The organism is Vibrio sp. 10N.261.52.C2, assembly GCF_041471425.1.
GTDB classification, from domain to species: domain Bacteria; phylum Pseudomonadota; class Gammaproteobacteria; order Enterobacterales; family Vibrionaceae; genus Vibrio; species Vibrio crassostreae_C.
In genome coordinates, this window is record NZ_JBFROH010000005.1 from 31,658 (window position 1) to 56,713 (window position 25,056).

General features: G+C 44.0%; 26 protein-coding genes and 1 riboswitch. Of the genes, 19 read left to right on the top strand and 7 right to left on the bottom strand.

Translation table 11 applies throughout. From position 1 onward, the window contains the following. Positions 1–3: 3 nt before the first annotated feature. Together AB4307_RS01080 and AB4307_RS01085 are read left to right on the top strand one after the other, a co-directional pair. A complete protein-coding gene (locus AB4307_RS01080) occupies positions 4–240 on the top strand; it encodes a YecH family metal-binding protein (RefSeq protein WP_017061034.1) in 237 nt (78 codons plus the stop codon). Positions 241–471: 231 nt separating this feature from the next. Beyond that, entirely contained in the window at positions 472–1,056 is a 585-nt protein-coding gene (locus tag AB4307_RS01085) for a YhgN family NAAT transporter (protein ID WP_017063768.1), read from the top strand. 117 nt (positions 1,057–1,173) lie between these two features. Here the strand turns inward: AB4307_RS01085 and AB4307_RS01090 are convergent, their stop codons facing one another. Both AB4307_RS01090 and rsmD read right to left on the bottom strand, forming a co-directional pair. Next, positions 1,174–1,440: a DUF1145 domain-containing protein gene (locus AB4307_RS01090; RefSeq protein WP_016784000.1), complete on the bottom strand. Its 267-nt coding sequence runs from the start codon at positions 1,438–1,440 to the stop codon at positions 1,174–1,176. Positions 1,441–1,450: 10 nt separating this feature from the next. Then, complete coding sequence (gene rsmD / locus AB4307_RS01095) at positions 1,451–2,053, bottom strand: 16S rRNA (guanine(966)-N(2))-methyltransferase RsmD (protein ID WP_017061036.1); 603 nt, start codon at positions 2,051–2,053, stop codon at positions 1,451–1,453. A gap of 230 nt (positions 2,054–2,283) precedes the next feature. On the opposite strand from rsmD, the gene ftsY reads away from it, so the two are divergent. The 6 genes from ftsY to glpG all read left to right on the top strand — a co-directional run bounded on the left by ftsY (position 2,284) and on the right by glpG (position 7,909). Next, a complete protein-coding gene (gene ftsY, locus AB4307_RS01100) occupies positions 2,284–3,498 on the top strand; it encodes a signal recognition particle-docking protein FtsY (protein ID WP_372130823.1) in 1,215 nt (404 codons plus the stop codon). 78 nt (positions 3,499–3,576) lie between these two features. Continuing rightward, positions 3,577–4,254, top strand: coding sequence for a cell division ATP-binding protein FtsE (gene ftsE / locus AB4307_RS01105; RefSeq protein WP_004736585.1), 678 nt, complete (start codon positions 3,577–3,579; stop codon positions 4,252–4,254). Continuing rightward, positions 4,241–5,209 carry a permease-like cell division protein FtsX gene (gene ftsX, locus AB4307_RS01110; protein WP_017061038.1) on the top strand — a complete coding sequence of 323 codons (969 nt, stop codon included), beginning with the start codon at positions 4,241–4,243 and terminating at the stop codon, positions 5,207–5,209. Before ftsE ends, ftsX begins: the two co-directional genes overlap by 14 nt. Positions 5,210–5,386: 177 nt before the next feature. After that, positions 5,387–6,244 (top strand): RNA polymerase sigma factor RpoH, encoded by an 858-nt coding sequence (rpoH, locus tag AB4307_RS01115; RefSeq protein ID WP_017055518.1) that lies wholly within the window; start codon positions 5,387–5,389, stop codon positions 6,242–6,244. Positions 6,245–6,687: 443 nt separating this feature from the next. Then, complete coding sequence (glpE, locus tag AB4307_RS01120; protein ID WP_372130825.1) at positions 6,688–7,008, top strand: thiosulfate sulfurtransferase GlpE; 321 nt, start codon at positions 6,688–6,690, stop codon at positions 7,006–7,008. Positions 7,009–7,066: 58 nt separating this feature from the next. Continuing rightward, a complete protein-coding gene (glpG, locus tag AB4307_RS01125) occupies positions 7,067–7,909 on the top strand; it encodes a rhomboid family intramembrane serine protease GlpG (RefSeq protein ID WP_061040012.1) in 843 nt (280 codons plus the stop codon). Positions 7,910–7,996: 87 nt separating this feature from the next. Here the strand turns inward: glpG and AB4307_RS01130 are convergent, their stop codons facing one another. Then, positions 7,997–8,404 (bottom strand): flagellar basal body-associated protein FliL, encoded by a 408-nt coding sequence (locus AB4307_RS01130; protein WP_372130827.1) that lies wholly within the window; start codon positions 8,402–8,404, stop codon positions 7,997–7,999. Between the two features lie 162 nt (positions 8,405–8,566). On the opposite strand from AB4307_RS01130, the gene AB4307_RS01135 reads away from it, so the two are divergent. Together AB4307_RS01135 and ubiA are read left to right on the top strand one after the other, a co-directional pair. Continuing rightward, positions 8,567–9,109 carry a chorismate lyase gene (locus AB4307_RS01135; RefSeq protein WP_004736706.1) on the top strand — a complete coding sequence of 181 codons (543 nt, stop codon included), beginning with the start codon at positions 8,567–8,569 and terminating at the stop codon, positions 9,107–9,109. After that, the gene (gene ubiA / locus AB4307_RS01140; RefSeq protein ID WP_372130829.1) at positions 9,110–9,964 is read left to right on the top strand and encodes a 4-hydroxybenzoate octaprenyltransferase; all 855 of its coding nucleotides are present in this window, start codon (positions 9,110–9,112) and stop codon (positions 9,962–9,964) included. 102 nt (positions 9,965–10,066) lie between these two features. Here the strand turns inward: ubiA and plsB are convergent, their stop codons facing one another. After that, positions 10,067–12,490 carry a glycerol-3-phosphate 1-O-acyltransferase PlsB gene (gene plsB / locus AB4307_RS01145; protein ID WP_280584557.1) on the bottom strand — a complete coding sequence of 808 codons (2,424 nt, stop codon included), beginning with the start codon at positions 12,488–12,490 and terminating at the stop codon, positions 10,067–10,069. 220 nt (positions 12,491–12,710) lie between these two features. Here plsB and AB4307_RS01150 point away from each other — a divergent pair, with 220 nt between their 5' ends. The 4 genes from AB4307_RS01150 (at position 12,711) to dinF (ending at position 16,237) form a co-directional block, all read left to right on the top strand. Then, complete coding sequence (locus AB4307_RS01150) at positions 12,711–13,073, top strand: diacylglycerol kinase (RefSeq protein ID WP_372130831.1); 363 nt, start codon at positions 12,711–12,713, stop codon at positions 13,071–13,073. A 94-nt stretch (positions 13,074–13,167) separates the two neighbouring features. After that, a complete protein-coding gene (gene lexA / locus AB4307_RS01155) occupies positions 13,168–13,788 on the top strand; it encodes a transcriptional repressor LexA (RefSeq protein ID WP_004736702.1) in 621 nt (206 codons plus the stop codon). 97 nt (positions 13,789–13,885) lie between these two features. Further along, a complete protein-coding gene (locus AB4307_RS01160) occupies positions 13,886–14,764 on the top strand; it encodes a class I SAM-dependent methyltransferase (protein WP_372130833.1) in 879 nt (292 codons plus the stop codon). Between the two features lie 117 nt (positions 14,765–14,881). Continuing rightward, entirely contained in the window at positions 14,882–16,237 is a 1,356-nt protein-coding gene (gene dinF, locus AB4307_RS01165; RefSeq protein WP_372130835.1) for an MATE family efflux transporter DinF, read from the top strand. A 183-nt stretch (positions 16,238–16,420) separates the two neighbouring features. Here the strand turns inward: dinF and sthA are convergent, their stop codons facing one another. Then, entirely contained in the window at positions 16,421–17,821 is a 1,401-nt protein-coding gene (gene sthA, locus AB4307_RS01170; RefSeq protein ID WP_017061048.1) for a Si-specific NAD(P)(+) transhydrogenase, read from the bottom strand. A gap of 327 nt (positions 17,822–18,148) precedes the next feature. On the opposite strand from sthA, the gene fabR reads away from it, so the two are divergent. Together fabR and AB4307_RS01180 are read left to right on the top strand one after the other, a co-directional pair. Next, positions 18,149–18,790: an HTH-type transcriptional repressor FabR gene (gene fabR / locus AB4307_RS01175; protein WP_010438693.1), complete on the top strand. Its 642-nt coding sequence runs from the start codon at positions 18,149–18,151 to the stop codon at positions 18,788–18,790. Continuing rightward, positions 18,790–19,161 (top strand): YijD family membrane protein, encoded by a 372-nt coding sequence (locus tag AB4307_RS01180; protein WP_017061049.1) that lies wholly within the window; start codon positions 18,790–18,792, stop codon positions 19,159–19,161. Before fabR ends, AB4307_RS01180 begins: the two co-directional genes overlap by 1 nt. Positions 19,162–19,241: 80 nt before the next feature. On the opposite strand, the gene trmA is transcribed toward AB4307_RS01180, so the two are convergent. Next, positions 19,242–20,351, bottom strand: a complete 1,110-nt coding sequence (trmA, locus tag AB4307_RS01185; protein WP_017061050.1) for a tRNA (uridine(54)-C5)-methyltransferase TrmA — start codon at positions 20,349–20,351, stop codon at positions 19,242–19,244. Positions 20,352–20,505: 154 nt separating this feature from the next. Continuing rightward, a riboswitch (cobalamin riboswitch) is annotated at positions 20,506–20,710 on the top strand. 40 nt (positions 20,711–20,750) lie between these two features. Here trmA and btuB point away from each other — a divergent pair. Genes btuB through murI form a run of 3 tightly spaced genes read left to right on the top strand, consistent with a single transcriptional unit; the run spans position 20,751 to position 24,149 of the window. Then, positions 20,751–22,568, top strand: coding sequence for a TonB-dependent vitamin B12 receptor (gene btuB / locus AB4307_RS01190; protein WP_017070283.1), 1,818 nt, complete (start codon positions 20,751–20,753; stop codon positions 22,566–22,568). A 48-nt stretch (positions 22,569–22,616) separates the two neighbouring features. Continuing rightward, positions 22,617–23,282 (top strand): Dph6-related ATP pyrophosphatase, encoded by a 666-nt coding sequence (locus AB4307_RS01195; RefSeq protein ID WP_017061052.1) that lies wholly within the window; start codon positions 22,617–22,619, stop codon positions 23,280–23,282. A gap of 60 nt (positions 23,283–23,342) precedes the next feature. Then, positions 23,343–24,149 carry a glutamate racemase gene (gene murI, locus AB4307_RS01200; protein ID WP_017061053.1) on the top strand — a complete coding sequence of 269 codons (807 nt, stop codon included), beginning with the start codon at positions 23,343–23,345 and terminating at the stop codon, positions 24,147–24,149. Here murI and AB4307_RS01205 read toward each other — a convergent pair. After that, positions 24,112–24,564: an RNA recognition motif domain-containing protein gene (locus AB4307_RS01205; RefSeq protein ID WP_017061054.1), complete on the bottom strand. Its 453-nt coding sequence runs from the start codon at positions 24,562–24,564 to the stop codon at positions 24,112–24,114. The genes murI and AB4307_RS01205 overlap by 38 nt on opposite strands. Positions 24,565–25,056 lie beyond the last annotated feature (492 nt).

Consider the following 25,056-nt stretch of genomic DNA (forward strand, 5'->3'; position numbering starts at 1 on the left):
GTTATGACTACCGAAATTCATGCACACAACGTTTTAAACCTACTGAGTGAAAAACCACTGACTCGTGAAGAGTTGACGCAAGAACTCGCTCAAACTTATGGCGCAGAAGCGCGTTTTCATACGTGTAAGCTGAACGGTCTGGATTTAGATGGATTGCTGAAGTTTTTCCTGAAAATGGAAAAGGTCGTGGTTATTGATGACAAGCTTTGCACTAATCGCGAACGTGTGTGTAACCACTGATTCCCAGATATTTGGTTTTTAGAGCCTTTTGGCTTTTATAGATAAGAAGGGTGGATGCGACGTTTCGGCTTCACTCTTTAAATTATCTTTTTACTTTTCTCCTCTCTACCTTTCTATTTGCTCTCGCAAAATTCCCTTCTAATTACATAAGTTAATCCTTTTATTACTGCGTTCGAAAATCAATGTTGAGGCTGCTATACTCCGCGCACTTACGCTTTTCGAGACAAACTTATGGAAATTTTATCTGCAGCAACCATGCTGTTTCTTATTATGGACCCGCTTGGCAATCTACCAATCGTGCTCTCTATCCTTAAGCATATTGATCCGAAGCGTCGCCGTATTGTTCTTGTTCGTGAACTGATGTTTGCGCTGGTTATCCTGCTGTTGTTCTTGTTTGCTGGTCAAAGCATCATGAACTTCCTGCACGTGCAGCCTGAAACCTTGAGTATTTCTGGCGGTATTATTCTATTCATCATCGCGATTAAGATGATTTTCCCAAGTGCGGGTAGTATTACTGGCCTCGCGGCGGGTGAAGAACCGTTTATTGTGCCGATGGCGATCCCAATGATTGCTGGCCCTTCAGTGATTGCGGCATTGATTCTGTTGTCGACACAGCACCCTGACAACATGTTAGAGCTTTCAGGCGCAGTGATGCTGGCTTGGGGCGCTACCTTCTTTATTTTGATGTTTAATGGCTTCTTCCTGCGAGTGCTAGGTGAGAGAGGTCTTAAAGCCATCGAACGTTTGATGGGCTTGTTGTTGGTTATGCTGTCGACGCAAATGTTCCTCGATGGTGTGAAAGGCTACATGGGCTAACATCAATATCATTGCTGAATAAAAAAACGCCGCTCAAATGAGCGGCGTTTTTGTCTCTACTGTTTCTGTCATGATGTTTTCTGTAGCTAAGCGTTTTATATCTGGGCTTAAGCTCGATTACATCATGTGTTTGCGTCGGATATCGAGTAAGGCAAAGACTCCGAAAATCAATATTGACCATTTCTCCCAACGTGACATCTCGATCTTATCGCCGAATGCACCGATGAAAATCAGCATCTGCAGGCCGTGCATGAAGAACAAGAATGCGGTCATGATATAAAGCGCAATCGCAGCATTACCCGGAAACGGGTAGAAAATATTTACGATTAAGATAAACCAAACAAAGGCGATGGCTGCTTTTGCTAGTGGAAGCAAGAACTTCATTCAATAACTCCTATTCTTCAGTGATTCGATTGAACAGTCGGTAGCTTGACTGTCCGGTGGTCTTGTCGCGATGCAATTCCCAGTTCTCTGGCATAGCTTCGAGTTTCAGTTCTTTCTCTGTCTCGACGTAAATGATGGCATTGTCTGCAAGCCAACCGTTACTCTCAAGCAGTTGTACTGTTTCTGCCAGTAAGCCTTTGCGAAATGGTGGATCAAGGAAAACCATATCGTAAGGAGTGCCTGGTTTCTTAAGGAAAGAGATAGCATCAGTATTCACGACATTAATGTTGTCTGCCTTGAGCTCTTTCGCGTTATCAGAAAGCTGTTTAGCCGCCTTTTGATTCATTTCGAGCAGTGTCACCATTTTGGCTTGGCGAGAAGCTGCTTCAAAACCTAGACCGCCAGAACCGGCAAATACATCCAAGCAAGTTGAATGTGGGATATCTTGAGCCACCCAGTTAAAGAGTGTTTCTTTTACTCGGTCAATGGTTGGGCGTAATCCTTCTAAATCATGAACAGGCAGCTTTCTACCTCTCCATGAGCCACTAATAATTCGAACAAAGCCTCCGGATGGCTTTTTTTGTGATGTGTTTTGCTGGCGACGTCTTACCATAGATTTTTTGACCGCTAATAAAGTGATACTATACCGAGCCCAATTTAAGTGGGTTCGTGTATTAAATAAATTTGCAATGACAAAGTGTATCAAGCTAAAAGCAAACTTATCACTGCTTTGTCATTTTTCTTTACTATTCGTTTGTACAAGCTTGTATTGTATAACAATAGCAAAGAGTCGACGTGTATTAAGTCAATACAGCTAATTAGTAGATCTAGGAAACTCCTCTGATGACGGAAAAAAAGAAGCGCGGATTATTATCGTGGCTTGGTTTTGGTGAAGAAGAACAAAGCCCAAAAACTCAGAATGAAGCGAACGTAGAAAGCGTTGAAGATCAAACTGAAGTTGAATCACAAGTTGAGGCTGAACAGGTCGCGCCTGAAGCTGAACAAGTTAAGCCAACTGAATCTGAGCAAGCGCTTGAAGAAGCTCAACAAGAGCAGCAACCTGTCGCAGCAGAAGCAGAACAGGAAGAAGTGGCAGTTCCTCAAGCTAAGGTTGAAGAAGTACAAGAGAAGCCGACAGAAAGCTTCTTTGCTCGTCTTAAGCGCAGCCTAAGCCGCACTAAAGCAAACATCGGTGCTGGTTTCTTTGGTCTGTTCAAAGGCAAGCAAATCGATGAAGACCTGTTTGAAGAGCTAGAAGAGCAACTTCTGATTGCTGACGTGGGTATGAATACCACGGTTAAGATCATTGAAAACCTGACAGAAAAAGCATCTCGCAATGACCTAAAAGACGGTGAAGCGCTTTATGGTCTGCTCAAAGAAGAGATGGCAGACATCTTAAGCCAAGTGGAACAGCCACTGGTTGTTGATACCACTAAAACACCTTACGTTATCTTAATGGTGGGTGTGAACGGTGTAGGTAAGACAACTACGATCGGTAAGCTGGCGAAACAATTCCAAAATGAAGGCAAGAAAGTGATGCTAGCAGCGGGTGATACCTTCCGTGCTGCAGCCGTTGAACAGCTTCAGGTTTGGGGTCAGCGTAACGATGTGCCAGTTATCGCTCAACACACTGGTGCGGACAGTGCGTCTGTTATCTACGATGCGATTGAAGCAGCGAAGGCTCGTGGTGTTGATGTTGTGATTGCTGATACAGCCGGTCGTTTGCAGAACAAGAGCAACCTGATGGAAGAGCTACGCAAGATCGTTCGTGTAATGAAGAAGATTGATGACTCTGCGCCACACGAAATCATGCTAACGCTCGATGCAGGTACAGGTCAGAACGCTATCAGCCAAGCGAAGTTGTTCAGTGAAGTGGCTCCAGTTACGGGTATTACACTGACTAAGCTAGATGGTACGGCGAAAGGTGGTGTAATTTTCTCAATTGCTGACCAGTTCCAGATTCCAATCCGCTACATTGGTGTGGGTGAAGGTATTGATGACCTGCGTCCATTTGAATCTAAAGACTTCATTGAAGCACTATTTAGCCGCGAAGAGTAACGCGAGTAGCAAAGTGGTTTATCCTTAATCTGCTACCGTTTTTAAATTTGATATTAGTGATCGTAAGAGGAATTTTCGGTGATCAAATTTCAGCAAGTGAGTAAAGCCTACCGAGGTGGAAGACAAGCGCTCCAAAAAGTGGACTTTCACCTGAAACGTGGAGAGATGGCTTTTTTGGGTGGGCACTCTGGGGCTGGTAAAAGTACCTTGCTGAAGTTGATCTGCGCGATAGAGCGTCCAACTGATGGACGTGTCTGGTTCAACGATCACGATATCACTCGTATCCCAGCCAAAGACATTCCTTTCTTACGCCGTAATATTGGGATTGTTTTTCAAGACCATCGCCTGCTGATGGACCGTTCGATTTTCGATAACGTCGCTCTGCCTATGCGTATTGAATCTATTTCTGAAAACGAAATAAAACGCCGAGTCAGTGCTGCGTTGGATAAAACCGGTTTATTAGATAAAGCCCGTTGTTTGCCAAGCCAACTTTCTGGTGGTGAACAACAACGCGTGGGTATTGCTCGCGCCGTGGTTAACCGTCCAACTCTGCTTTTAGCCGATGAGCCTACCGGTAATCTAGACCCTGAATTATCTAACCGTGTGTTGCGATTATTTGAAGAATTCAACCGCGCAGGTGTGACGATCATCCTAGCGACGCATGATATCGGGTTAGTGAACACTCGCCCTCAGTACCGCCATCTTGAATTAAACCAAGGATTTTTGAGTGAGGTTGAAGACTATGGCCGCGAATAAGCGCATCAAAAAACCTCAATCTAATCGAGCAGCAAACCGCGCTTCAAGCGACGGCTTCTTTGTTGTTCACTGGAAACAAGCCAAGTCATCGTTCTCGCAAATGTGGCAGCGCCCGTTAGGCAACTTACTGACCCTTGCGGTGATCTCTATGGCGTTGGCGATGCCAGCTTGTTTGTACCTATTAGGTAAAAATGTAGGGGAAGTGGCGCAAGATGTCACTAGCCCGTCACAAATAAGTGCTTATGTAGAGGATGGTATTCCTGAGCCACGAGTAATGGTGCTTAAGGATGAAATCGAAAGTTGGGATCAAGTTGAGCTCGTGGAGTACATTTCTCCACAGCAAGGGCTTGCAGACCTCAGCCAGTATTCTGGTTTTGAAGACGCCCTAACCATTCTCGACGATTATTCACTGCCAGGTGTGCTGGTGATTACGCCAAGCGTGCACAGCGATACCTTAATTAAAGAGCTGGCAGGCACAGTTAAACAACAAGAATTAGTGACCGATGTTCGCCTAGACGAAGATTGGTTAGCGCGATTAGATGCGATCAAAGCATTAGCGGCTGTCATCGTGATTACCTTAACGGTATTGATGTTGGGCGCGGTATTTCTGATTATCGGCAATACACTACGATTTAATGTGTTGGCACATAAAGAAGAGATTCAAACCATGAAGCTGATTGGTGCGACCGACAGCTACATTCTTCGACCATACCTTTATGCTGGGATGTGGTTTGGCGTTTTAGGTTCGATTAGCGCTTGGGTAATGACGGCATTGATTACCGTATTGCTGAACAGCGCAGTGGATGACTTGGCTCAGCTATACGACAGCCACTTCCGTTTAATTGGCCTGAGTTGGGATGAATCTTTACTGCTTTTGATCGTCGGAACCCTGCTTGGTAGTGTGGCTGCGAAGCTTTCTGCACAGCGTCACCTAAAAGAAATTGAACCAGTTTAGGTGAATAGAGTCATATTTAGACGAAAAATAGGCACTTCTTAACCAGTTTTTGCCTTGTATAGACGAATTGATTATGCATAATTACTTCCCCCTCCTTGAAACCTGTTCATTTTAGGTTCAAGATTGTCGGGTTTTAATAGATGTATTACTCCAGATCAGAGATTGATGAGGAACCGAATGGCAAACCAAGCGTATCAAATGGCTTTAGTCACACAAGATAGTTTAGATAGCTATATCCGCTCAGCGAACAGCTACCCTATGCTGACTCCTGAAGAGGAACGTGGACTTGCAGAGCGATTACATTACAAAGGTGAGATCGACGCTGCGAAAGGCTTGATCCTTTCCCACCTAAGATTCGTGGTGCACGTTGCAAGAGGCTACTCTGGCTACGGGCTACCAATGGCTGATCTCGTCCAAGAAGGTAACATTGGCTTGATGAAGGCTGTTAAGCGCTTCAATCCAGAAGTTGGTGTTCGTCTCGTCTCGTTTGCTGTTCACTGGATCAAAGCTGAAATCCATGAATACGTTCTACGTAACTGGCGTATCGTTAAAATTGCGACCACTAAGGCACAGCGTAAACTGTTCTTTAACCTTCGTAAGTCTAAAAAGCGTTTAGGTTGGTTCAATAACGGTGAAGTTGAGACGGTTGCTCGTGAACTGGGTGTTGAGCCTTCAGAAGTTCGTGAGATGGAATCTCGCTTAGCGGCACAAGATGCGACGTTTGAAGCGCCTATGGACGATGACGATGGCGGTTCTGCTTACACTGCTCCAGTTTACTACCTAGAAGACAAAGCGTCAGACGTTGCTGAGACGGTTGAAGCGGCTAACTGGGAGTCACACACCAATAATCGCCTAGGGCTAGCACTAGCAAGCTTAGACGAGCGTAGCCAACACATTGTTCGCTCACGTTGGTTAGACGACAACAAGGCAACACTGCAAGACTTAGCGGATACCTACAGTATCTCTGCTGAGCGTGTTCGCCAGTTAGAAAAGAATGCGATGAAGAAATTGAAACAAGCCGTTGGTGATTTCTAATAGCATTTAGTTTCTATTAGCTTCTACCTTCTAATAGTAGAGCTAACAAATAGCTGAATTTTGAAAAGGCCGAGATCGAGAGATCTCGGCCTTTTTGTTTTGGATCGATTTCTCAACTTTTGCGATCGAAATTTGCAAAATGATTTTGTGGATAACTCTGTGAGAAATTTATTCGCCAGCTGTCTAAAAGCAGGGTGTAGTAAGGCTTTGACGGGGTTTTTCGAATGGGGATATGTTTCAGTTAACCCACAGTTAGATCAGGATCATTACTACATGTTGTGGATCTATTTTTGAAAAGGCACTTTATTCACGCAATTCACAGATTTATCCACAAATGGTGTAAAAGTGATCGCTGGTGGATAACCTTATTAAGTGGATGTGAATGTTAGCCTTGGGATAGGTTACAATGGCAGCAAAGTAAATCAGTATAAAAAGAGAAAGTCATGGACCAGTTTAAACATATCGATGTTAAAGGCGCTCAAGCCCTCATTGAACAAGGCGAAGCTCGACTTGTCGATATACGTGACCCGCAATCTTTTGCGGTTGCCCACCCCAAAACAGCCTACCACCTGACTAATGATACGATGGTGTCGTTCATGGATGAGGTTGAGTTCGAACAACCTATCTTAGTGATGTGCTACCACGGCATCAGTAGCCAAGGTGCAGCACAATATTTAGTGAACCAAGGCTTTGAAGAGGTATATAGTATTGATGGTGGTTTCGAAGCTTGGCATCGTGCTGAACTTCCAGTGATCACAGGTTAATGACTTTCGTCACCTGAACCGCCTCAAGCATCCCTCATAGAATGAATAGGAAGTAACAATGATTAGATTGATGGTGTTAGACAATCCACGTCTTGCTCAAGCATTTATTGATTATATGGCCTCTCGTCAGATCCCTATTCAGATGTCTCCAGAGGGAGAAGGGCGTTTTGCTCTTTGGCTTCTTGATGGCCAATTTCAGGTTGAAACCGAAGCTGAGCTGAATCGTTTTCTGGCTGAACCGAATCATAAGCGCTATCAAGCGGCGTCTTGGGACATGGCAGAGACCAGAAAGAGCAACTTCCATTATCACACGCCAAGTTTCATGGGCATGATCAAAGCCAAAGCCGGCCCTGTGACACTGAGCCTGATGTTGGTGTGTGTGGTGATTTTTGCGCTGCAACAGATCGGTTTTGGCCAAGCTATTTTCAATGCCCTGCATTTCCCTGCAGTGGATGGACAGCAATGGCAATTGTGGCGTTGGCTGAGTCATGCCGTTCTGCATTTCTCTGTTATGCACATCGCATTTAATATTTTGTGGTGGTGGCAGTTAGGTGGAGACATTGAGAAGAAGCTAGGCAGCTTCAAGCTACTTCAGATCTTTGCTGTCTCTTCTGCGCTTTCAGGTGCTGGGCAGTATTGGGTTGAAGGGGCGAATTTCGGTGGTTTGTCTGGTGTTGTGTATGCCTTGGTTGGTTACTTATGGGTAGTTGGTGCGAAGGCGCCACAGCTTGGTTTAGGCATCCCAAGACAGATTGTCGGCTTTATGTTGGTGTGGTTGGTGCTTGGGTACATGCAGCCATTTATGGCTATCGCCAATACGGCGCATTTAGCTGGCCTAGCCGCTGGTGTGATTATTGGCTTTATCGATGCGATGAAAGCACCAAGCTCGGCAAGAAGCTAATTCATATCTTCTAATGAGTAGCCAAACGATAGAGACAAAAAAAGCGGCCAGATGAGCCGCTTTTTTATTGGGATTCGTTTTACATCATTACTGATAAAGGTATTTGGTAAACAGTAAATCAGCAATCAGGGTTTTACCTGTCTCTGGAAGCAAAATCTTGTTGAGGTGCTCAACTAAGGATTTTCTTAAGTCTTCACGGCCAGATAGAGATTTAATGGTTTCTTCGTTTTGTTTGCCAAGCAATTCAATCACCGCATCACGAATCAGTGGCTGGTGATGCTCAATTGCGGCCAAGTCGTTACTATTTGCCACCATGATGTCGAGGCGAACCTGAATGTAGCCCAGTTTTTTACCTTTAGTGTAAAAATTGGTGGTCAGGTCTGGCTCTAGCGTGAAGTAGGCGAGTTTAGCTGCCGACTCCTCTTCAGCGAAACTTGATGCTGAAAAGAGTAGGGAAATCGCAAGAAATATTTGGGCTACATAACGTTTGTGCATATTTGTGACTTTTCTTTAGTTTATTCGCGATATTCGAAACGCATTTGTCTTGTTACAATGAGCGGTCTAAATCTAAATACGTTTACAATTCGAAGAACGCTTTAATTTTGTTCGAAAGTTGAAGCTTTATTGTACGTGTAAAGTCACCTATTGAATACTAGTATGAATCAGCCAATATCGCTGTATCTTAATTCGTTAATGAATGTAGATTGGCAAAGCACAGAAACATTTGATTTTCCTAATAAAATCACCAGAGAGTGGCTTTTGGAGCAAGGTTCTCTTTCCCGCAAGTTGGGCAAGAGCTGTCAGCACCTGTCTGTTGAGTTGCTTCATAATCAAGTTGTAGAACGCTCAATGCTACAACAGGACGAGGAACTTCTTTTATCATCGTTTGATTGCTTACTGCGTAAAGTAATTTTGAAGGGTGATGATGAGCCGTGGGTGTTAGGGCGAACCTTGATTCCTCGAGTCACATTAGAAGATCATCAGCACTCTGACCTTTCTCAACAAGGTAATGTCCCACTTGGTTTAACCGTGTTCAGCGCTGAGAACGTGGAGCGAGATGCTCTGCAAGTTGGTTGGGTTATCGCAGGCGATGAGCGACTGCTCGCGCGTCGTTCTCGATTATGGATGAACCATAAACCGATGCTTGTGGCAGAACTGTTTTTGCCAACATCACCCATTTACTCTAAGGAGAGTGTGTAAATGTTTGCCACCAAAGCGAAGGCGTATTGGCAATTAACGCGAATGAATCGCCCGATTGGTACCCTGTTACTCCTTTGGCCGACCTTATGGTCGCTGATTATCGCCGCGAAAGGCATGCCTGATTTTGATGTCTTGGTTGTTTTTGTACTCGGCGTGGTATTGATGCGTTCAGCTGGCTGTGTGATCAATGATTTTGCTGACCGTAAAGTGGATGGTCATGTAAAACGCACCAAGCAGCGTCCATTACCTTCCGGTTTGGTTTCCAGTAAGGAAGCTATTCTGCTCTTTTTAGTGCTAGCCATGGTTTCGTTCTTACTGGTGCTAACCATGAATTCGCTGACGATTAAGCTTTCTGTTATCGGTGTTGGCTTAGCTTTCATTTATCCTTTTATGAAGCGTTTTACGCACCTTCCACAGTTGTTTCTTGGCTTAGCGTTTAGTTGGGCAATTCCAATGGCTTGGGCGGCGCAAACTAATGAGCTACCAAGTATTGTTTGGTTTATCTTCGTTATTAATGCGCTGTGGACGATTGCCTACGACACACAATATGCAATGGTTGACCGAGATGACGATTTAAAAATTGGCATCAAATCGACGGCTATTCTATTTGGTCGTTTCGATAAGCTTATCGTTGGCTTCTTACAGCTAGTGACACTGGCGATGTTAATAGCGTTAGGCATGCATTACCAATTAGGAGATACCTTTTATTGGGCACTGCTGGTTGCAGGGGGCTTGTTTGTGTATCAACAACATCTGATGCGCCACCGTGATCGAGACTTATGTTTCCAAGCTTTCCTAAACAACAATTATGTTGGAATGGCAGTGACAGCAGGCTTATTCATTACCTTCTGGTAAGCACGAGTTTTTGCTAAACGAACGCTCAATAAAAAGGCACCCAATGGGTGCCTTTTTTGATAGTGTTCAGTCTAGTGATTAAAGCAATTGTTAATCAAGCGATTACTCTGCTTGGTGGATACTCTCTTGAATCGTCAGACGGACCTCTGGGTAAAGCATTGAGTAAAGAAGCTTAGCGAATTGCTGAGTCTTTTCTAAATCGCAGTTACCATCGTTATCCAAATATTGCTGCTGTTTCAAGGTTGCGAACATCGACGCAAACACGCCTTTATCGAAGAACTCTGGTGCATTAATGCCTTGTAGACGCCCCAGTCGTTGTGCGATGTCTTGGCTCTTCTGCTCAAGATCAGATTTATCCAGATCAGGGTTTTCTGCCAATAGGTTCAAAGCAATAGAGTAGCGCTGTAGCGTTTCTGAAATCGTACGGCCTAACAGCATCAGTGCTTGGCTGTTTGACTGGTTGATGGTGACTTGGTTGTCCGACACCACAAGCATACCTTGGCCAACAAGCTCTTCAATGATGTTCGCCACCACGCTTTCAAGCTGATCTTCGTCGTAGCTTAAGAACAACTCTTTCTTCAAGAACGGGTAGATAGCAGCAACGTTCTCTTGAATCGTGTCAATGGTTAGGCCGTGCTGACGAATGGTCATCTGAGCAATTAATGATGGTAGAGCAAACAAATGAATGATGTTATTACGGTAGTAAGTCATCAGAATTGACTGGTGACGGTCTAGCGAAATGATGTCGCCCATTGAGTCTGATTCAATTAGGAACTTGTTCAGCGATTCAGCGTGTTTTACCAGATCTTCAGCACTGTCTTTTGGTACCGTAAATGTATCAGAGTAAGGTACGTTCTTAAGCAGAGACAGATAACAGTTGATCTGGGAAACCAAAGAATCACGAGACAATGCACGCTGTCTTGAAGCCAGTAACGCCGTTGCACAAAGTGTTAGTGCGTTGGTCGCTGCCGCATCGTTAATGTGTGTCATCATTTTGGTTGCCAGGTCATTGACCACTGGATTCATCCATTGTGGCTTGCTGGTTCCCATTGGATCGATATCTTTAGTCCACTCTGGAGCGTGCTCGTTCAGATATTGGTTAAGCTGAATCGGCTCACCAAAGTTGACGTAGCCTTTACCAAAATTGCGCAGTTTACGGAGCGTACGAATCACTAGGCTCGCATTTTCTTTTTCTTTGCGCTTACCACGAAGTTCTTTTGCGTAGGTCGCCACTTCCATTACGTGCTCATAGCCGATGTACACAGGTACTAACGTCACTGGACGGTTCATGCCACGCAGCATAGCCTGAATAGTCATCGCCAACATGCCGGTTTTAGCTTGCAGCAGGCGACCCGTACGAGAGCGACCACCTTCACTGAAATACTCGACCGAGTAACCTTTGGCGAACAATTCCGCTAGATATTCACGGAAAATAGTTGAGTACAGCTTGTTGCCTTTGAAGCTACGACGAATAAAGAACGCACCACCATGACGGAAAATAGGACCGGCAGGGAAGAAATTCAGATTGATACCCGCAGCGATATGCGGCGGCACCATGCCTTCGTGGTAAAGCACGTAAGAAAGCAGTAAGTAATCCATGTGACTACGATGACAAGGCACATAAACAATCTCGTGACCATCTTGAGCCAGCTTACGAACTGTTGAAGCGTTGCTGATATGCAGGCCTTGGTACAACTTATTCCACAACCAACCAAGAATCTTCTCACCGCGTTTGATTAGCGAGTAAGAGAAGTTCGCAGCAATCTCGTCCATGATGTCTTGAGCTTCTTTGCTCGCTTTCTCGATCGAGATGTTCTTTGCTTGTGCTTCATCTTCAATCGCTTTCTTGATCGCTTCAGATTTTAGTAGGCGGTCAAACAGAGCTTGGCGACTTGGCAGGTTAGGACCTGATGCTGCCAGTTTTTGGCGAGAAAAGTGAATACGTGCCACGCGCGCCAGTTTGTGTGCGATGGTGTTGTCTGTGCCGTGTGAGTTAGCCATGTAACGCAGAGAAACCACAGGACTAAAGCGAACCAAGCAGTCACGACCTGCCAGTAATACTGCTTTTGATTTCTCTAAGCCGTTCATTGCTTGTAGGTAAGGTTTCTGGTTATTCTCTTTACCAGGCTTACGCCCCCACAATACAGTGGCAGGGATAACTTGAACGTCGAGCTCAGAGTCTTCAGCATGCAGTGAAAGCAGCTCAGAGAAGACTTCAATTGATGAGCTTGGTACATAATCATCGTCTTGCAGTAGAGTTTTGCGAGAAGAGATAAAAACGTAGCGTTGCAGTGATTTGCCATTGATTTCAAGCTTGCTCAACGGATCAGGTAACCCTAATTCAAGTGCATGTTTTTGCAATGTAAGAATGTCTACACTTGAGCGAAACGGTAAGGCGTATACAATCGGTTTGCTCAAATCAATGTTCAAATCCTCAACAGGGTTTGAAGGAATTGATGTGCCCTTTACCAATACGGATAAAGGTAGCTTCATTAATGAACGTGAAAAAGATTGTCCAGAAGACATATAGGTTCACTGCCTCAATAGTTATTTCAATGTGCTCAAGCGTATCTCTATTTCTATGATGAAAAGGATAAATCCTGTGAGTGAAATAGGGATAAGCCTAGGCGTAAATTTAATCGATGCAAGAATACCAGAAACTGGTCTAACCTTTTAATGGAAATAGTCATATTGCCGTTAAGTTTGTGGAAAATCATTCATCGACTGATTGAGTATAGGGTTAAAAATGACCAAAAAATCAAACACCGGATTCAAACGTATCGTGAAAGCGGCGGGCTTTTCATGGCAAGGCATCACGAGCTCGTTTAAAAACGAGGCGGCATTTCGACAAGAAGTATTCATGGCCGCAGTGCTTATTCCGTTGGCGTTTTACTTAGATGTAAGCCAAGTTGAGAGAATCTTGATGATTTCAGCCGTCGTGTTGGTGATGGTTGTCGAGTTGATCAATACCGCGATTGAAGCGGTCGTTGACCGAATCGGTAGTGAACATCATGAGCTTTCTGGGATGGCTAAAGATGTCGGTTCGGCAGCAGTTTTCATCTGTTTGGCACTCGCAGGTTATGTGTGGCTAGAGGTCCTGTTTTTGTAATTTGCTAAAAATGAACTAAAAACAACCAATTGCTTTGCTTTTGTTCAGTTACTGGATATACTCACAGTCAACTGTATAAAAAGACAGGTGAATCATGAAGCCGTTAACGCCCCGCCAGCAACAAGTTTTTGACCTTATCAAAAGTAAGATCGAAGATTTCGGTATGCCACCGACACGTGCAGAAATCGCGCGCGAACTTGGCTTCCGTTCTGCTAATGCTGCAGAAGAACATTTAAAAGCCCTTGCTCGTAAAGAAGCGATTGAGATTATCCCGGGTGCGTCTCGTGGTATTCGTATTTTGCTTGAAGATGCAGCGAATGAAGAGCAAGGTTTACCACTAATCGGTCAGGTTGCCGCTGGTGAGCCTATTTTGGCTCAAGAGCATGTAGAAATGCATTATCAAGTTGATCCAGGCATGTTTAAACCACAAGCTGACTTCTTACTTCGTGTAAATGGCGAAAGTATGAAAGACATCGGCATTATGGACGGTGATCTATTAGCTGTTCATAAAACACAAGATGTCCGCGATGGTCAGGTTGTCGTGGCTCGTGTCGATGATGATGTAACGGTAAAACGCCTAGAACGTAAAGGTTCAACGGTGCTGTTACACGCTGAAAATGAAGAGTTTTCTCCAATCCATGTCGATCTAGAATCTCAACACTTGTCTATTGAAGGGCTGGCTGTTGGTATTATCCGCAACACTGACTGGATGTAATCAGTACAAATAGCTTATTGATATTTATTCTCAACAACTTGTTATTGTAATTGATATTCATTATCATCTTCTTTGTCGAGATACAAGGAAGATGATGATGCCAAATCCAACCAAACCTCAAATGAAGCCGCTTATTCCTAAGCCGCGCTCTTCTGTTCAAAAGGCTCCTTTTGATCAAGGGTCTGCACATCAGGAATTCCAAGTTCCGACGGATCTCGTTCAACATCTTTGGTTTCGCAGCCGCGAAAGCCTTGCCGATGACGGCTTAGTCTATGACCCTATCGCAGCTCAAGCCTGCAAGCGCTGCCAATTAGCACCAGAATGTCTTACTGGTGAACTCGATCAACAACAACTTCTCTACGCAACATTGACTCAGCTTTGTGACTCTCAAGTTCAACAGTTTTTATCTCATAACCCAGATGCTTGGATTATTAACGTGGGAGCAGGGCTCGATACCCGTTTCTACCGTTTAGATAATGGCCGCTGTCATTGGGTTGAGTTAGATGTAACCGAGAATCTGCTTTGGCGACAACGCTTGTTCCACAAAAATGAACGCTATCGCTTAGAGTGTGGCTCTGTCGATGACCTAACTTGGTTGGATGAACTTAATATTCCAGAACAAGCCTCGGTGATGGTGGTGTGTGAACATGCTTTGCTGGATTGTAATGAACAACAGACCGCGAACTTCATTCAGTCTTTGAGCCGCTACTTTACTCATGCACATGCGTGTTTAGTCTTAGCTGGAGATAAAAGCTCAAGTACGTTGGGACAAAAGCTTGGTTCAGGAAAGTATGCTCATGGGTTGTCTTCACCAATAGACAGCGTTCTTAATTGGCTGCCATGGGCACAATGGGTAAAAGCGTTTTCTCCCCTAGACCAACAATGCAATCGTTGGAAATTGTGGCAGCGGCTTCTTTGTAAGATCTCTCAGGTCAAAAAGCGTTTAACGCCGCAGTTAGTGCTCGTTAAGTGGTAACCCTAGTGGTTCTGTATTTCGAGTAACTGAGTACATAGCCGGTATAAGTAAAATTCCACAACATAGTGAAAGCCCACCCACTAGGTTAAACTATCGCCTCTAATCTAAGAGGTGATCGTGAAGCTATTTAATCCCCAAACTATTTTTCAAACGCTATCCAATCAGGCGATGCACAAAAAAGTGCTGCTGCTCGCGATCCCGATGGTTCTCTCTAATATTACTGTTCCACTGCTGGGCTTAGTCGATGCGGCGGTTATCGGTCACCTCGAGCACTCTTGGTATTTAGGTGGTGTGGCGCTGGGCGGCACAATGATCAGCGTGACCTTTTGGTTGCTTGGTTTCCTGCGCATGTCGACAACAGGGCTAGCCGCACAATCTTATGGTGCGAATGATGGCAAGCAACTTGGTTTAGTCTTTGTGCAAGGCGTGACCATGGCTTTAGGGTTTGCTGGTGTCTTTTTGCTTTTACACAGTCTAGTCGCCGATTTAGTTTTCTCATTGAGTAGCGCCAGTGATCAAGTTAAGCACTATGGTCAGCAATATTTCTCAATCCGCGCTTGGAGTGCGCCTGCTGCGCTAACTAACTTTGTGATTCTAGGTTGGTTACTCGGGACTCAAAATGCCAAAGCGCCCATGTGGATGGTGATCATCACCAATATCACCAATATCGTTTTGGATATTGTTTTTGTTATCGGCTTAGGATGGCAAGTGGAAGGTGCAGCATTGGCATCTGTAATGGCTGATTATGCCGGTCTAACATTTGGCTTGATTTTTGTTTACCGAATCTGGGCGAAGAAGCAGTTACCATCGCCATGGGATCTGCTTAAGAAAACCAGCCAAGGTTTGAGTCGTTTCGTGAAATTGAATCGCGATATCTTTCTTCGTTCATTGTATCTACAAGCGACTTTCACTTTCATGACTTTCCAAGGTGCAAGCTTTGGCGATGATGTTGTTGCGGCCAATGCAGTGTTGATGAGTTTCTTGATGATCATCTCTTATGGGATGGATGGCTTTGCCTACGCAATGGAAGCGATGGTCGGTAAGGCGATAGGCGCGAAAGACAAAGATGAACTGAACCAGTCATTGATTGGTACTTTCTTCTGGAGCTTTAATATTTGTTTGGTACTGACCATAGCGTTCGCACTCGCTGGCTCGAGTTTGATTAATATGATCACTACCATTCCTGACGTGAAGAACCAAGCCGAGGTGTATTTACCGTGGTTAGTCGCAATGCCATTGGTGTCTATGTGGTGCTTCTTGTTGGATGGTATTTTTGTTGGAGCAACCAAGGGCAAGGATATGCGCAATAGTATGTTTGTTGCGACCTGTAGTTTCTTCGCGATTTTCTATTTAGCATCAGGTTTAGAGAACCATGCACTGTGGTTAGCGATGCTGAGCTTTATGGCAATGCGCGGAATTGGTCTTGGTGTGTTGTTTGTTTCTCAGTGGAAGAAAGGGGAGTTTCTCGCTTAGCTCTGAGGGCTCTGTTTGTGGAGAGTAAATGAGGCTGTACAGGTAAAGGGGTATTTAGAACATCATGATCTAATTACTATCAATGCCTTAATATTCAGTGTTTTAAATAAAAACAGCAAGCGCGTGGCTTGCTGTTTATGTATTTGGCCTATGGGTGGTCAAATACTCCTATTGGTTCTTTATCTAGAATAAACGGTTAAGCCCGTTGAGTGCTGCAACACGATAAGCTTCCGCCATCGTTGGATAGTTAAAGGTTGTATTCACAAAGTACTCGATGGTATTTGCTTCACCTTTCTGTTCCATGATCGCTTGTCCGATATGGATGATTTCAGCGGCACGCTCACCAAACACGTGGATACCTAAAATCTCTTTGGTTTCGCGATGGAACAGAATCTTCAAGCTACCAATGTCTTTACCCGCAATTTGAGCACGAGCTAGGTGTTTGAATGAAGAACGTCCTACTTCATACGGTACTTTAGCTGCGGTAAGTTCTTGCTCGGTTTTACCAACAGAACTGATCTCCGGGATGGTGTAGATGCCGGTTGGAATGTCTTCGATAAGGTGGCGTTCAGCTTCACCTTTCACAATTGCTTGAGCCACAAATCGACCTTGGTCATAAGCCGCGCTTGCTAGGCTAGGGTAGCCAATCACATCACCGACAGCGTAAACATGGTCAACATTGGTTTGGTAATTGGTATTTACTGAGACTTGCCCACGCGAGTCCGCTTCTAAGCCAACAGCACCAAGGTTCAGTTTATCGGTATTACCCGTTCGGCCATTGGCATACAGTAGGCAATCAGCGCGCATCTTTTTACCTGACTCTAGGTGAATGATCACGCCATCATCAGTGCCTTCAATTTTCTCAAAGGTTTCATCGTTGCGAATCACGACACCGCTGTTCCAGAAGTGATAAGAAAGTGCATCTGAGGTTTCATTGTCTAGGAATGACAACAGACGGTCACGAGTATTGATAAGATCGGTTTTTACACCCAAACCGCGGAAAATCGACGCGTATTCACAACCAATAACGCCAGCACCATAGATGATGATGTGTTGCGGGTCGTGTTTAAGAGAAAGAATCGAGTCACTGTCGTAGATACGTTCATGCAGGAAGTCGACGTTATCTGGTTGGTAAGGGCGAGAGCCTGTCGCGATAACAAATTTGTCTGCACTGTAATGTTCTTCAGTGCCATCGCTTTGCATTACCGAGACAGTGTTGGTATCGATAAAACGTGCAGTACCAAAGACCAACGTGCACTGGTTGCGGTCGTAGAAGCCTTGGCGTAATCGAGTCTGCTTGTCGATAACCGATTTGGCATGCCCCAAAATGTTAGAAAACGTTGAGTGTATGCTTTTGTTGTTCTGACAAAACAGCGGATTACTGTTGAATTCGATAATACGACTTACGGCATGACGCAGTGCTTTTGAAGGAATTGTTCCCCAGTGAGTACAACCACCACCAACGCTGCTCTCTTTCTCAATGATTGCAACGTTCAACCCGGCTTTGGTTAATCCCATCGCTGCCCCTTCTCCTCCGGGGCCACTACCAATTACGATTACATCAAAGTGGTTGGAGTGCGGCATAGATATCTTCCTTGTTATATTTGATTAACATTGCTTTAGCGAGATTTTAACCGATTCTGTTCTCGGGTACATGAAAAGGGCATCAGAGAGTCGGTGGGATCACGCAGTGTTATCGAAAAAATAATATTTGGTATGTCGTATGTCTCCAAATGACAGCGTGGATATTGAAATTTTTTCTTCGAACGTATTTACTTCGGTACGTGAACAAAGAGGTATGTTTAGTGTCTTATATAACCAGAGTGCCTTATATAAATAAGTGATTCGCGTTATATTGAATAGAGTATTAGACATGCCTGTTTAGGCTGTAAAAGAAGAAATTGATAAAGTATGAAACCAATGGGCATTCGCGCACAGCAAAAAGAAAAAACTCGTCGCAGCTTAATCGATGCAGCATTTAGCCAACTCAGCGCCGATCGTAGTTTTTCCAATCTAAGCTTGAGAGAAGTCGCTCGTGAGGCTGGAATAGCACCGACTTCCTTTTATCGTCACTTCAAAGACATGGATGAGCTTGGCTTAACCATGGTTGATGAAGGTGGCTTACTGCTGCGCCAGTTAATGCGTCAAGCTAGGCAACGCATAGTAAAAGAAGGCAGTGTGATTCGTACATCGGTTGAAACCTTTATGGAATTCATTGAAAGCAGCCCTAACGTATTCAGACTGTTATTGCGAGAGCGCTCAGGAACTTCATTTGAGTTTCGTGCAGCGGTAGCTCGTGAGATACAGCACTTCTCTGCTGAGTTAACCGAATATTTGATAACGACTGGCATGACACGAGACGAAGCTTTTACTCAAGCTGAAGCCTCCGTTATCTTGGTCTTCAACTCAGGGGCAGAAGCATTAGATTTAGATCGACGTCAGCGAGATGAACTGGCTGAACGCTTGATCATGCAATTGCGAATGATGGCCAAAGGGGCTTTTTGGTATCGTAAAGAACGTGAACGTAACCGATTAAAAGGCGGGATTGAATAATGTCGAATGAAAATAATACTGTAAACCGTGGTTCAGAAAGAAAGACACTCGTACTTGCTGTTATTGCCGGTGTGTGTGGTGATGCTCTGTTATCTTGGGTAACAATGAGCGAAGTGGGCTTCTCTATTTTCCCACTGATTGCTTTAGTCTTGGCTGTACAAGCACTTTACCAAGAGTACCTAACTAACCCAGTATCTGAAGATATTCCACTAGTAGGTTTGGCTTGTTTCTTTGTAGGTGCATTTGGCCACTCGGCTTTTGTGAAGGCACAACACCCTGATGCTGGCTCAAACTTCTTTGCGATTATTGTCGCGATGTTGCTTCTTGCATGGGTAGGTAAGAAACTCGGCTTTATCGGCAAAACTGCTTAAGCTGATTTAGAAATTAAAAAAACGAGCCAATGGGCTCGTTTTTTTGTATCTGCTGTTTGGCTTAGACCTGAAAGCGATACTTACGCTTTACGCTCTAGGAATACGCCAGCTTCCATGTGGTGCGTGTAAGGGAACTGGTCAAACAGAGCAAAACGAGTGATGTCGTGCGTTTCGCTTAGGATGTCTAGGTTCTCTTTCAATGTTTCAGGGTTACAAGAGATGTACATGATACGCTCGTAGCCTTGAACCATCTTACAAGTATCAACATCCATACCTGAACGCGGTGGATCAACAAAGATAGTGTTGCAGTTGTAGCTCTTAAGATCGATGTTCGCTTGCTGTAGACGACGGAACTCACGCTTGCCTTCCATTGCTACAGTAAAATCTTCTGCAGACATACGGATGATCTGAACATTTTCAATGTTGTTCGCAGCGATGTTGTATTGCGCAGATTCTACTGACGGTTTCGCCAGTTCAGTTGCCAGTACACGCTCGAAGTTTTGTGCTAGCGCTAATGAGAAGTTACCGTTACCACAGTAAAGCTCAAGTAAGTCGCCTTTGCTGTCTTGAGTACAATCGACAGCCCATTCCAACATTTTCTCTGCCACTTTGCCGTTGGGTTGAGTAAAGCTGTTCTCTACTTGTTGGTAGATGTAGCTATCACCATTCACATCTAGCTTTTCAATTACGTAGTCGCGGTCCAGTACGATTTTCATCTTACGCGCACGGCCAATCAGGTTTAGGTTAAAACCTTCATCGTTTAATTGCTGCTTAAGTGCTTTAGCATCTTGAATCCACTGTTCACCTAATTGACGGTGGTAAAGCAATGACACCAAAATTTCGCCGCTTAACGTAGAAAGGAAGTCTACTTGGAATAGCTTGTGGCGCAGAGAGTGGTTGTCCTTCATTGCATCTGTTAATAGAGGCATTAGGTCATTGATAAGACGGCTAGCTGCAGGGAACTGGTCTACGCGGTATTTTTCTTTAGTCTCTTGATTGAACATGACGTAATACATATCGTCACCTTCATGCCACACGCGGAACTCAGCACGCATGCGGTAGTGTTGTTCTGGAGATTCATACACTTCCAGTTCAGGCACATCATATTCTGAGAACATTTCTGTAAGACGCTCTGTCTTTTCTGCCAGTTGTTCTTGGTAGCGTTGCGGGTTTACATCTAAATTCGCCATTGTTATGCCTTTTGCTGTCGTGCTTTTAAATCAAGAGCGCAGATTTTATTCAATCACAGGCGCTTGTCCAGTGTTGAGAGCCATTCAATGTAAATCGACCATGAAAACTATAGCTTATAACTATCTTAGACTAGACAAATGATTCATAGGTCAATACTATCTTCGGCAAGCTGGTGTCATTTAGATGTATAGATGGCTGAAGAGGGAATCTGGTGTAAATCCAGAACTGACGCGCAGCGGTAAAAGAGAACGAGTATTCATAAGACACTGCAAATAGCTTTTTGTGGGAAGTCGAATATTAGGTAACCATAAGGGTTGTGCTCTTGAGTCCGAATACCTGCCAGCGGCCAAGTCATAAGATGTGGTTTGGTAGGACTTTACGCGATTTAGGATCACAACATGAACAAATCCCTTTTAGCGGTTGCTGTAGCATCGCTGCTTTCACCTATCTCCAATTTACACGCCCAACAAGCATCTGCCGACGAAACCATGGTGGTTACGGCTAACCGTTTTGAGCAAAGCACGGAAAGTGTTGTCGCTCAAGTTGAAGTAGTAACACGCCAAGATATCGATCGAATTCAAGCTAAGTCTCTAACAGATGTGTTTAGACGATTGACGGGTATTCAGGTTTCACAAAATGGAGGCCGAGGACAGCAAGCTTCGATCTTTGTTCGTGGTGCTAACTCTGATCAAGTGCTTGTTCTCATTGATGGTATTCGTTTTGCGCGAGCTGCAAAGGGTGGTGTCGATTTTAGCCAGTTACCAATTACATTCGTTGACCGAGTGGAATACGTTCGAGGAGCTCGTGCCGCTATGTATGGCTCAGAAGCTATCGGCGGTGTTATCAACATTATTACTGTTGCAAACTCTGACAATGAAAAAACGGCAGTTAGTGCAGGTTTAGGAAGCTTAGATTACCAAGAGCTGAGCTTTGTTAGTGGTACTAAGGTCGGTGAAAATGGTCACTTGAACGTATCTGTTGGTTACGATTCCGATGAGGGATACAACGTTCATCCATTACCAGGTGTTAATGATGGTGATCGCCATGGTTTTGAATCACGCAATGCTCTAATTGGTTATGTTCATAATTTTGATCAGCAATGGAGTGGCTTCGCGAATTTCCGTATGTTTGAAACCATTTCTCAGTACGATGGTTCATTTGGTACAGACCATTCTTACAAAGAAGCTGAAGTTCAAAATTCGACCTTTGCTACTGGTGTTAAATATAGTGGCAGTGAACTTAAGTCTGATTTCTTAGTTAACTATCAGAATCAAGATAACTGGAACTACGAACAGTCTTTAGGCAAGAACTCAGCGTCAGCAACATCTGATGAGCTTGAACAGCTAAATGTTCAATGGGTGAATTCATACAAACTAACGTCGTCACTGACTCTTAGTGGTGGTGTAGATTGGCGTGATGAGGCTTATATTGTTAAGCCTTCGAATACTGAATACGACAGAACGAATGTTGCGTACTTCGCTGCATTAAACGCAGATGCGGATAAAGTGTTCGGAGAACTGAGTCTTCGTGTTGATGACAATGAGCAGTTTGGTACAGAAACTACTTACAACACAGGGTTAGGCTATCGTTATGCTGAGTGGCTTGTTGTAAAAGCAGCTTATGGCACATCTTTCAAAGCACCTAACTTGTATCAACTATATAGCTACTACGGTAATGCACAGTTAGAAGCTGAAAAGGCAGATTCATTTGAACTGACTTTTGGTGGCTTAATCAAGGATGTTGATTGGTCGATTACTGGCTATGACACGAACGTCGAAGACTTAATTGATTACAACTACGCGACAAGTAAGTACTACAATACCGATGGCGAAAGCCAATTACGTGGTGTGGAAATGGTCGTTGGATTTGATACTAGCTTTATTAACCACCAAGTGAGCGCTAATTTCCAAGACCCAGAAGATCAATCTGGTGAGCAACTGATACGCCGAGCTAAGAAGATTTACAAGTATAATGCAGTGGCTAGTTTCGATGATGTTGATGTTTCATTAGGTTTCCAATATGTAGGTGAGAGACCGGACTTCTCTGAAGATCTCGCAGCGTATAGCTTGTTTGATGTTTCAGTGAACTACTATGCGAATGAAAACCTTACTTTAAATGGTCGAGTGGATAACTTAACTGACGAAGAGTACGAGACTGCTGGTGGATACCCATCACCAGAGCGTACATATTACGTGAATGCTACTTACCAATTCTAATTATCACCTAAACCGCCTTCGGGCGGTTTTTTCTTATTGGGTATATCAATGAAAAAGAAAGTCGTCATAAGTTGGTCGTCAGGCAAAGACTCTACATTAACCCTAGAACGTCTACTTGAAAGCACCGAGTATGAAGTTGTTGCTCTCTATACTACGTATGTTGGTGATGAGGTTCCTTTCCAAGTCACGTCAATCGAGGTTGTCGGAATGCAGGCAACATTGTTCGGCTTGCCATTAATAACGATTGAGCTGCCGGAAGTCTTCCCAAGTAACGAGATCTATCAAAGTACGATTGTTACGGCGCTTAAAGGATCGGGTTTATCTATTGATGCCGTGGCATTCGGCGATATGTTTTGCAATGGTATTGCTGACTACCGAAGAAGTTATATAGAACCTGCGGGCTGGGAGTGTGTATTTCCTCTACTGGGAGAGAGTAGCCAAACTCTGGCTCAAGAAATCATAAATAGAGGAATCGAAACCTTTCTCGTCACAGTTGATAGCGATGCATTAGACATGAGCTATTGCGGGAAAGAATACACGCCTGAACTAATAGACAGTTTGCCAAGTCACGTCGACCCATGTGGAGAAGATGGTGAGTTCCATACCTTAGTCACGTCAGCGCCATGCTTTAAAGGTAAGCTTAAGATAGAGCTAGAAAATGTAGAGCAGGGTGAGCGCTTTGGGCATCAACGCTACCGAGCTTGCATTATGTAGAGTGATGATTGGCGAAAACTAGGTGAAGGGGTATCATTGCTGTGGAACTTATTACAGGTAATGGTTGTGTCAGAAAGCATACAAAAAAACATATTGGTCTTTGATTCTGGAGTTGGCGGTCTGTCTGTATATAAAGAGATAAGCCAGTTACTACCCAATCACAACTATATCTATGTATTCGATAACGAGGCTTACCCTTATGGTGAGCTCGATCAGCAAGTCCTCATTCAGCGAGTCCAAAGTATCGTCGCCAGTTTTGTGGCGAGTCACGCTATTGATATCGTGGTGATAGCTTGTAATACGGCCAGTACGATAGTCCTGCCGACACTTCGCGCTAATAACCTTATCCCTATTGTCGGCGTAGTCCCGGCAATCAAACCTGCTTCGTTACTGGCTAATAAAGCGGTTGGCCTTATTGCGACTCCCGCGACGATTACTCGTGAATACACACACGAGCTCATCAAAAACTTCTCGAGTAATAAAAGAGTAGAGCTGTTGGGTTCTACTCGGCTGGTGGATATGGCCGAAGATAAACTCAGAGGCGAGGAGATTAGCCTTGAAGAGTTACAGCAAATCCTTCAGCCGATGATCAACACAATTGATGTGGCTGTATTAGGATGTACTCATTTCCCATTGATCAAATCAGAGATTCAACAAGTACTAGGTGAAAGTGTAGTGCTGATAGATTCTGGTAAAGCGATAGCTAAGCGGGTTCAAGATTTGTTGGGTTTGGAAAGCGTTAATAAAGAAGGGGGAGTACGTGAAGTTTTTTGTAGTGCACTTCCTAAAAAAGAAAGTGCACTAAATAGTATGTTAAAGCAGTTAGGGTTTAGCTCAGTTCAGATTCGTCCGCTTCAGGATGTTTAGGATCATTTGCAACACGTACTTTTAAAGTGCGTTGCATGTAATCTTTATCGTTAAGTGCAGAGATTGCATGATTCACATCATTACTTGCCATAACAACAAATCCAAAGCCTCTTCTTTTACCAGTACGTTTGTCTTTCATTAAACGTACTGCAAATACTTCACCATGCTCTGAGAATAATTCACGTACATGTGATTCGTTCGCTTTGTATGGAAGGTTACCCACATAAAGTGTTTTGGTTGAAGCCTTAGGTTCTGAATCTGATTTTGAGTCGGTGCTTGAAAAGTTAACAACAAAAGCGGAAGCCAAGACACCAAGGATAAAGGTAATTGCAGGCGATATATCTACCTGAGAGAAAACAATGCCGCCTAATACAGCCAGTGCGACAATTAACAACATCGATTTTTTTGAGTTCATATCGGAATACTACATATTAATAAACGAAATAGACGCATCTACCATTAACAAAATAGACACATGAATCTTACGTTCATGGCTTCCATTTTTCCAATGTATTGCTGTGATACGTCTCAAATGTTTAGTTTTTATTCGAAAAATGCGGATCTGGTGGCTTTTTAGGCGAACAAAACTTTTATTTCAAAAAGCCCTTGTGCTCCATCTCAATCTCTCTATAATGCCGCCTCACCGACACGGAGTGAGACGAAAGTCACACAGCGAAATCGGTAGAGAAAAAGAGTTTGAAAATAACCCTTGACTCTCAAAGTGGTGCAGGTATAGTACGCACCCCTAGCGAATGAGATGTGAATCACAAAACGCTAGCGCTCTTTAACAATTTAAACCTATCAATCTGTGTGGGCACTCGTTGATGAATATCAAAACGTTTTATCGTTAGATAAAACAGATTCTTCGGAATCAAAATTGATTTCAATGAACTGAGTGACCAATACG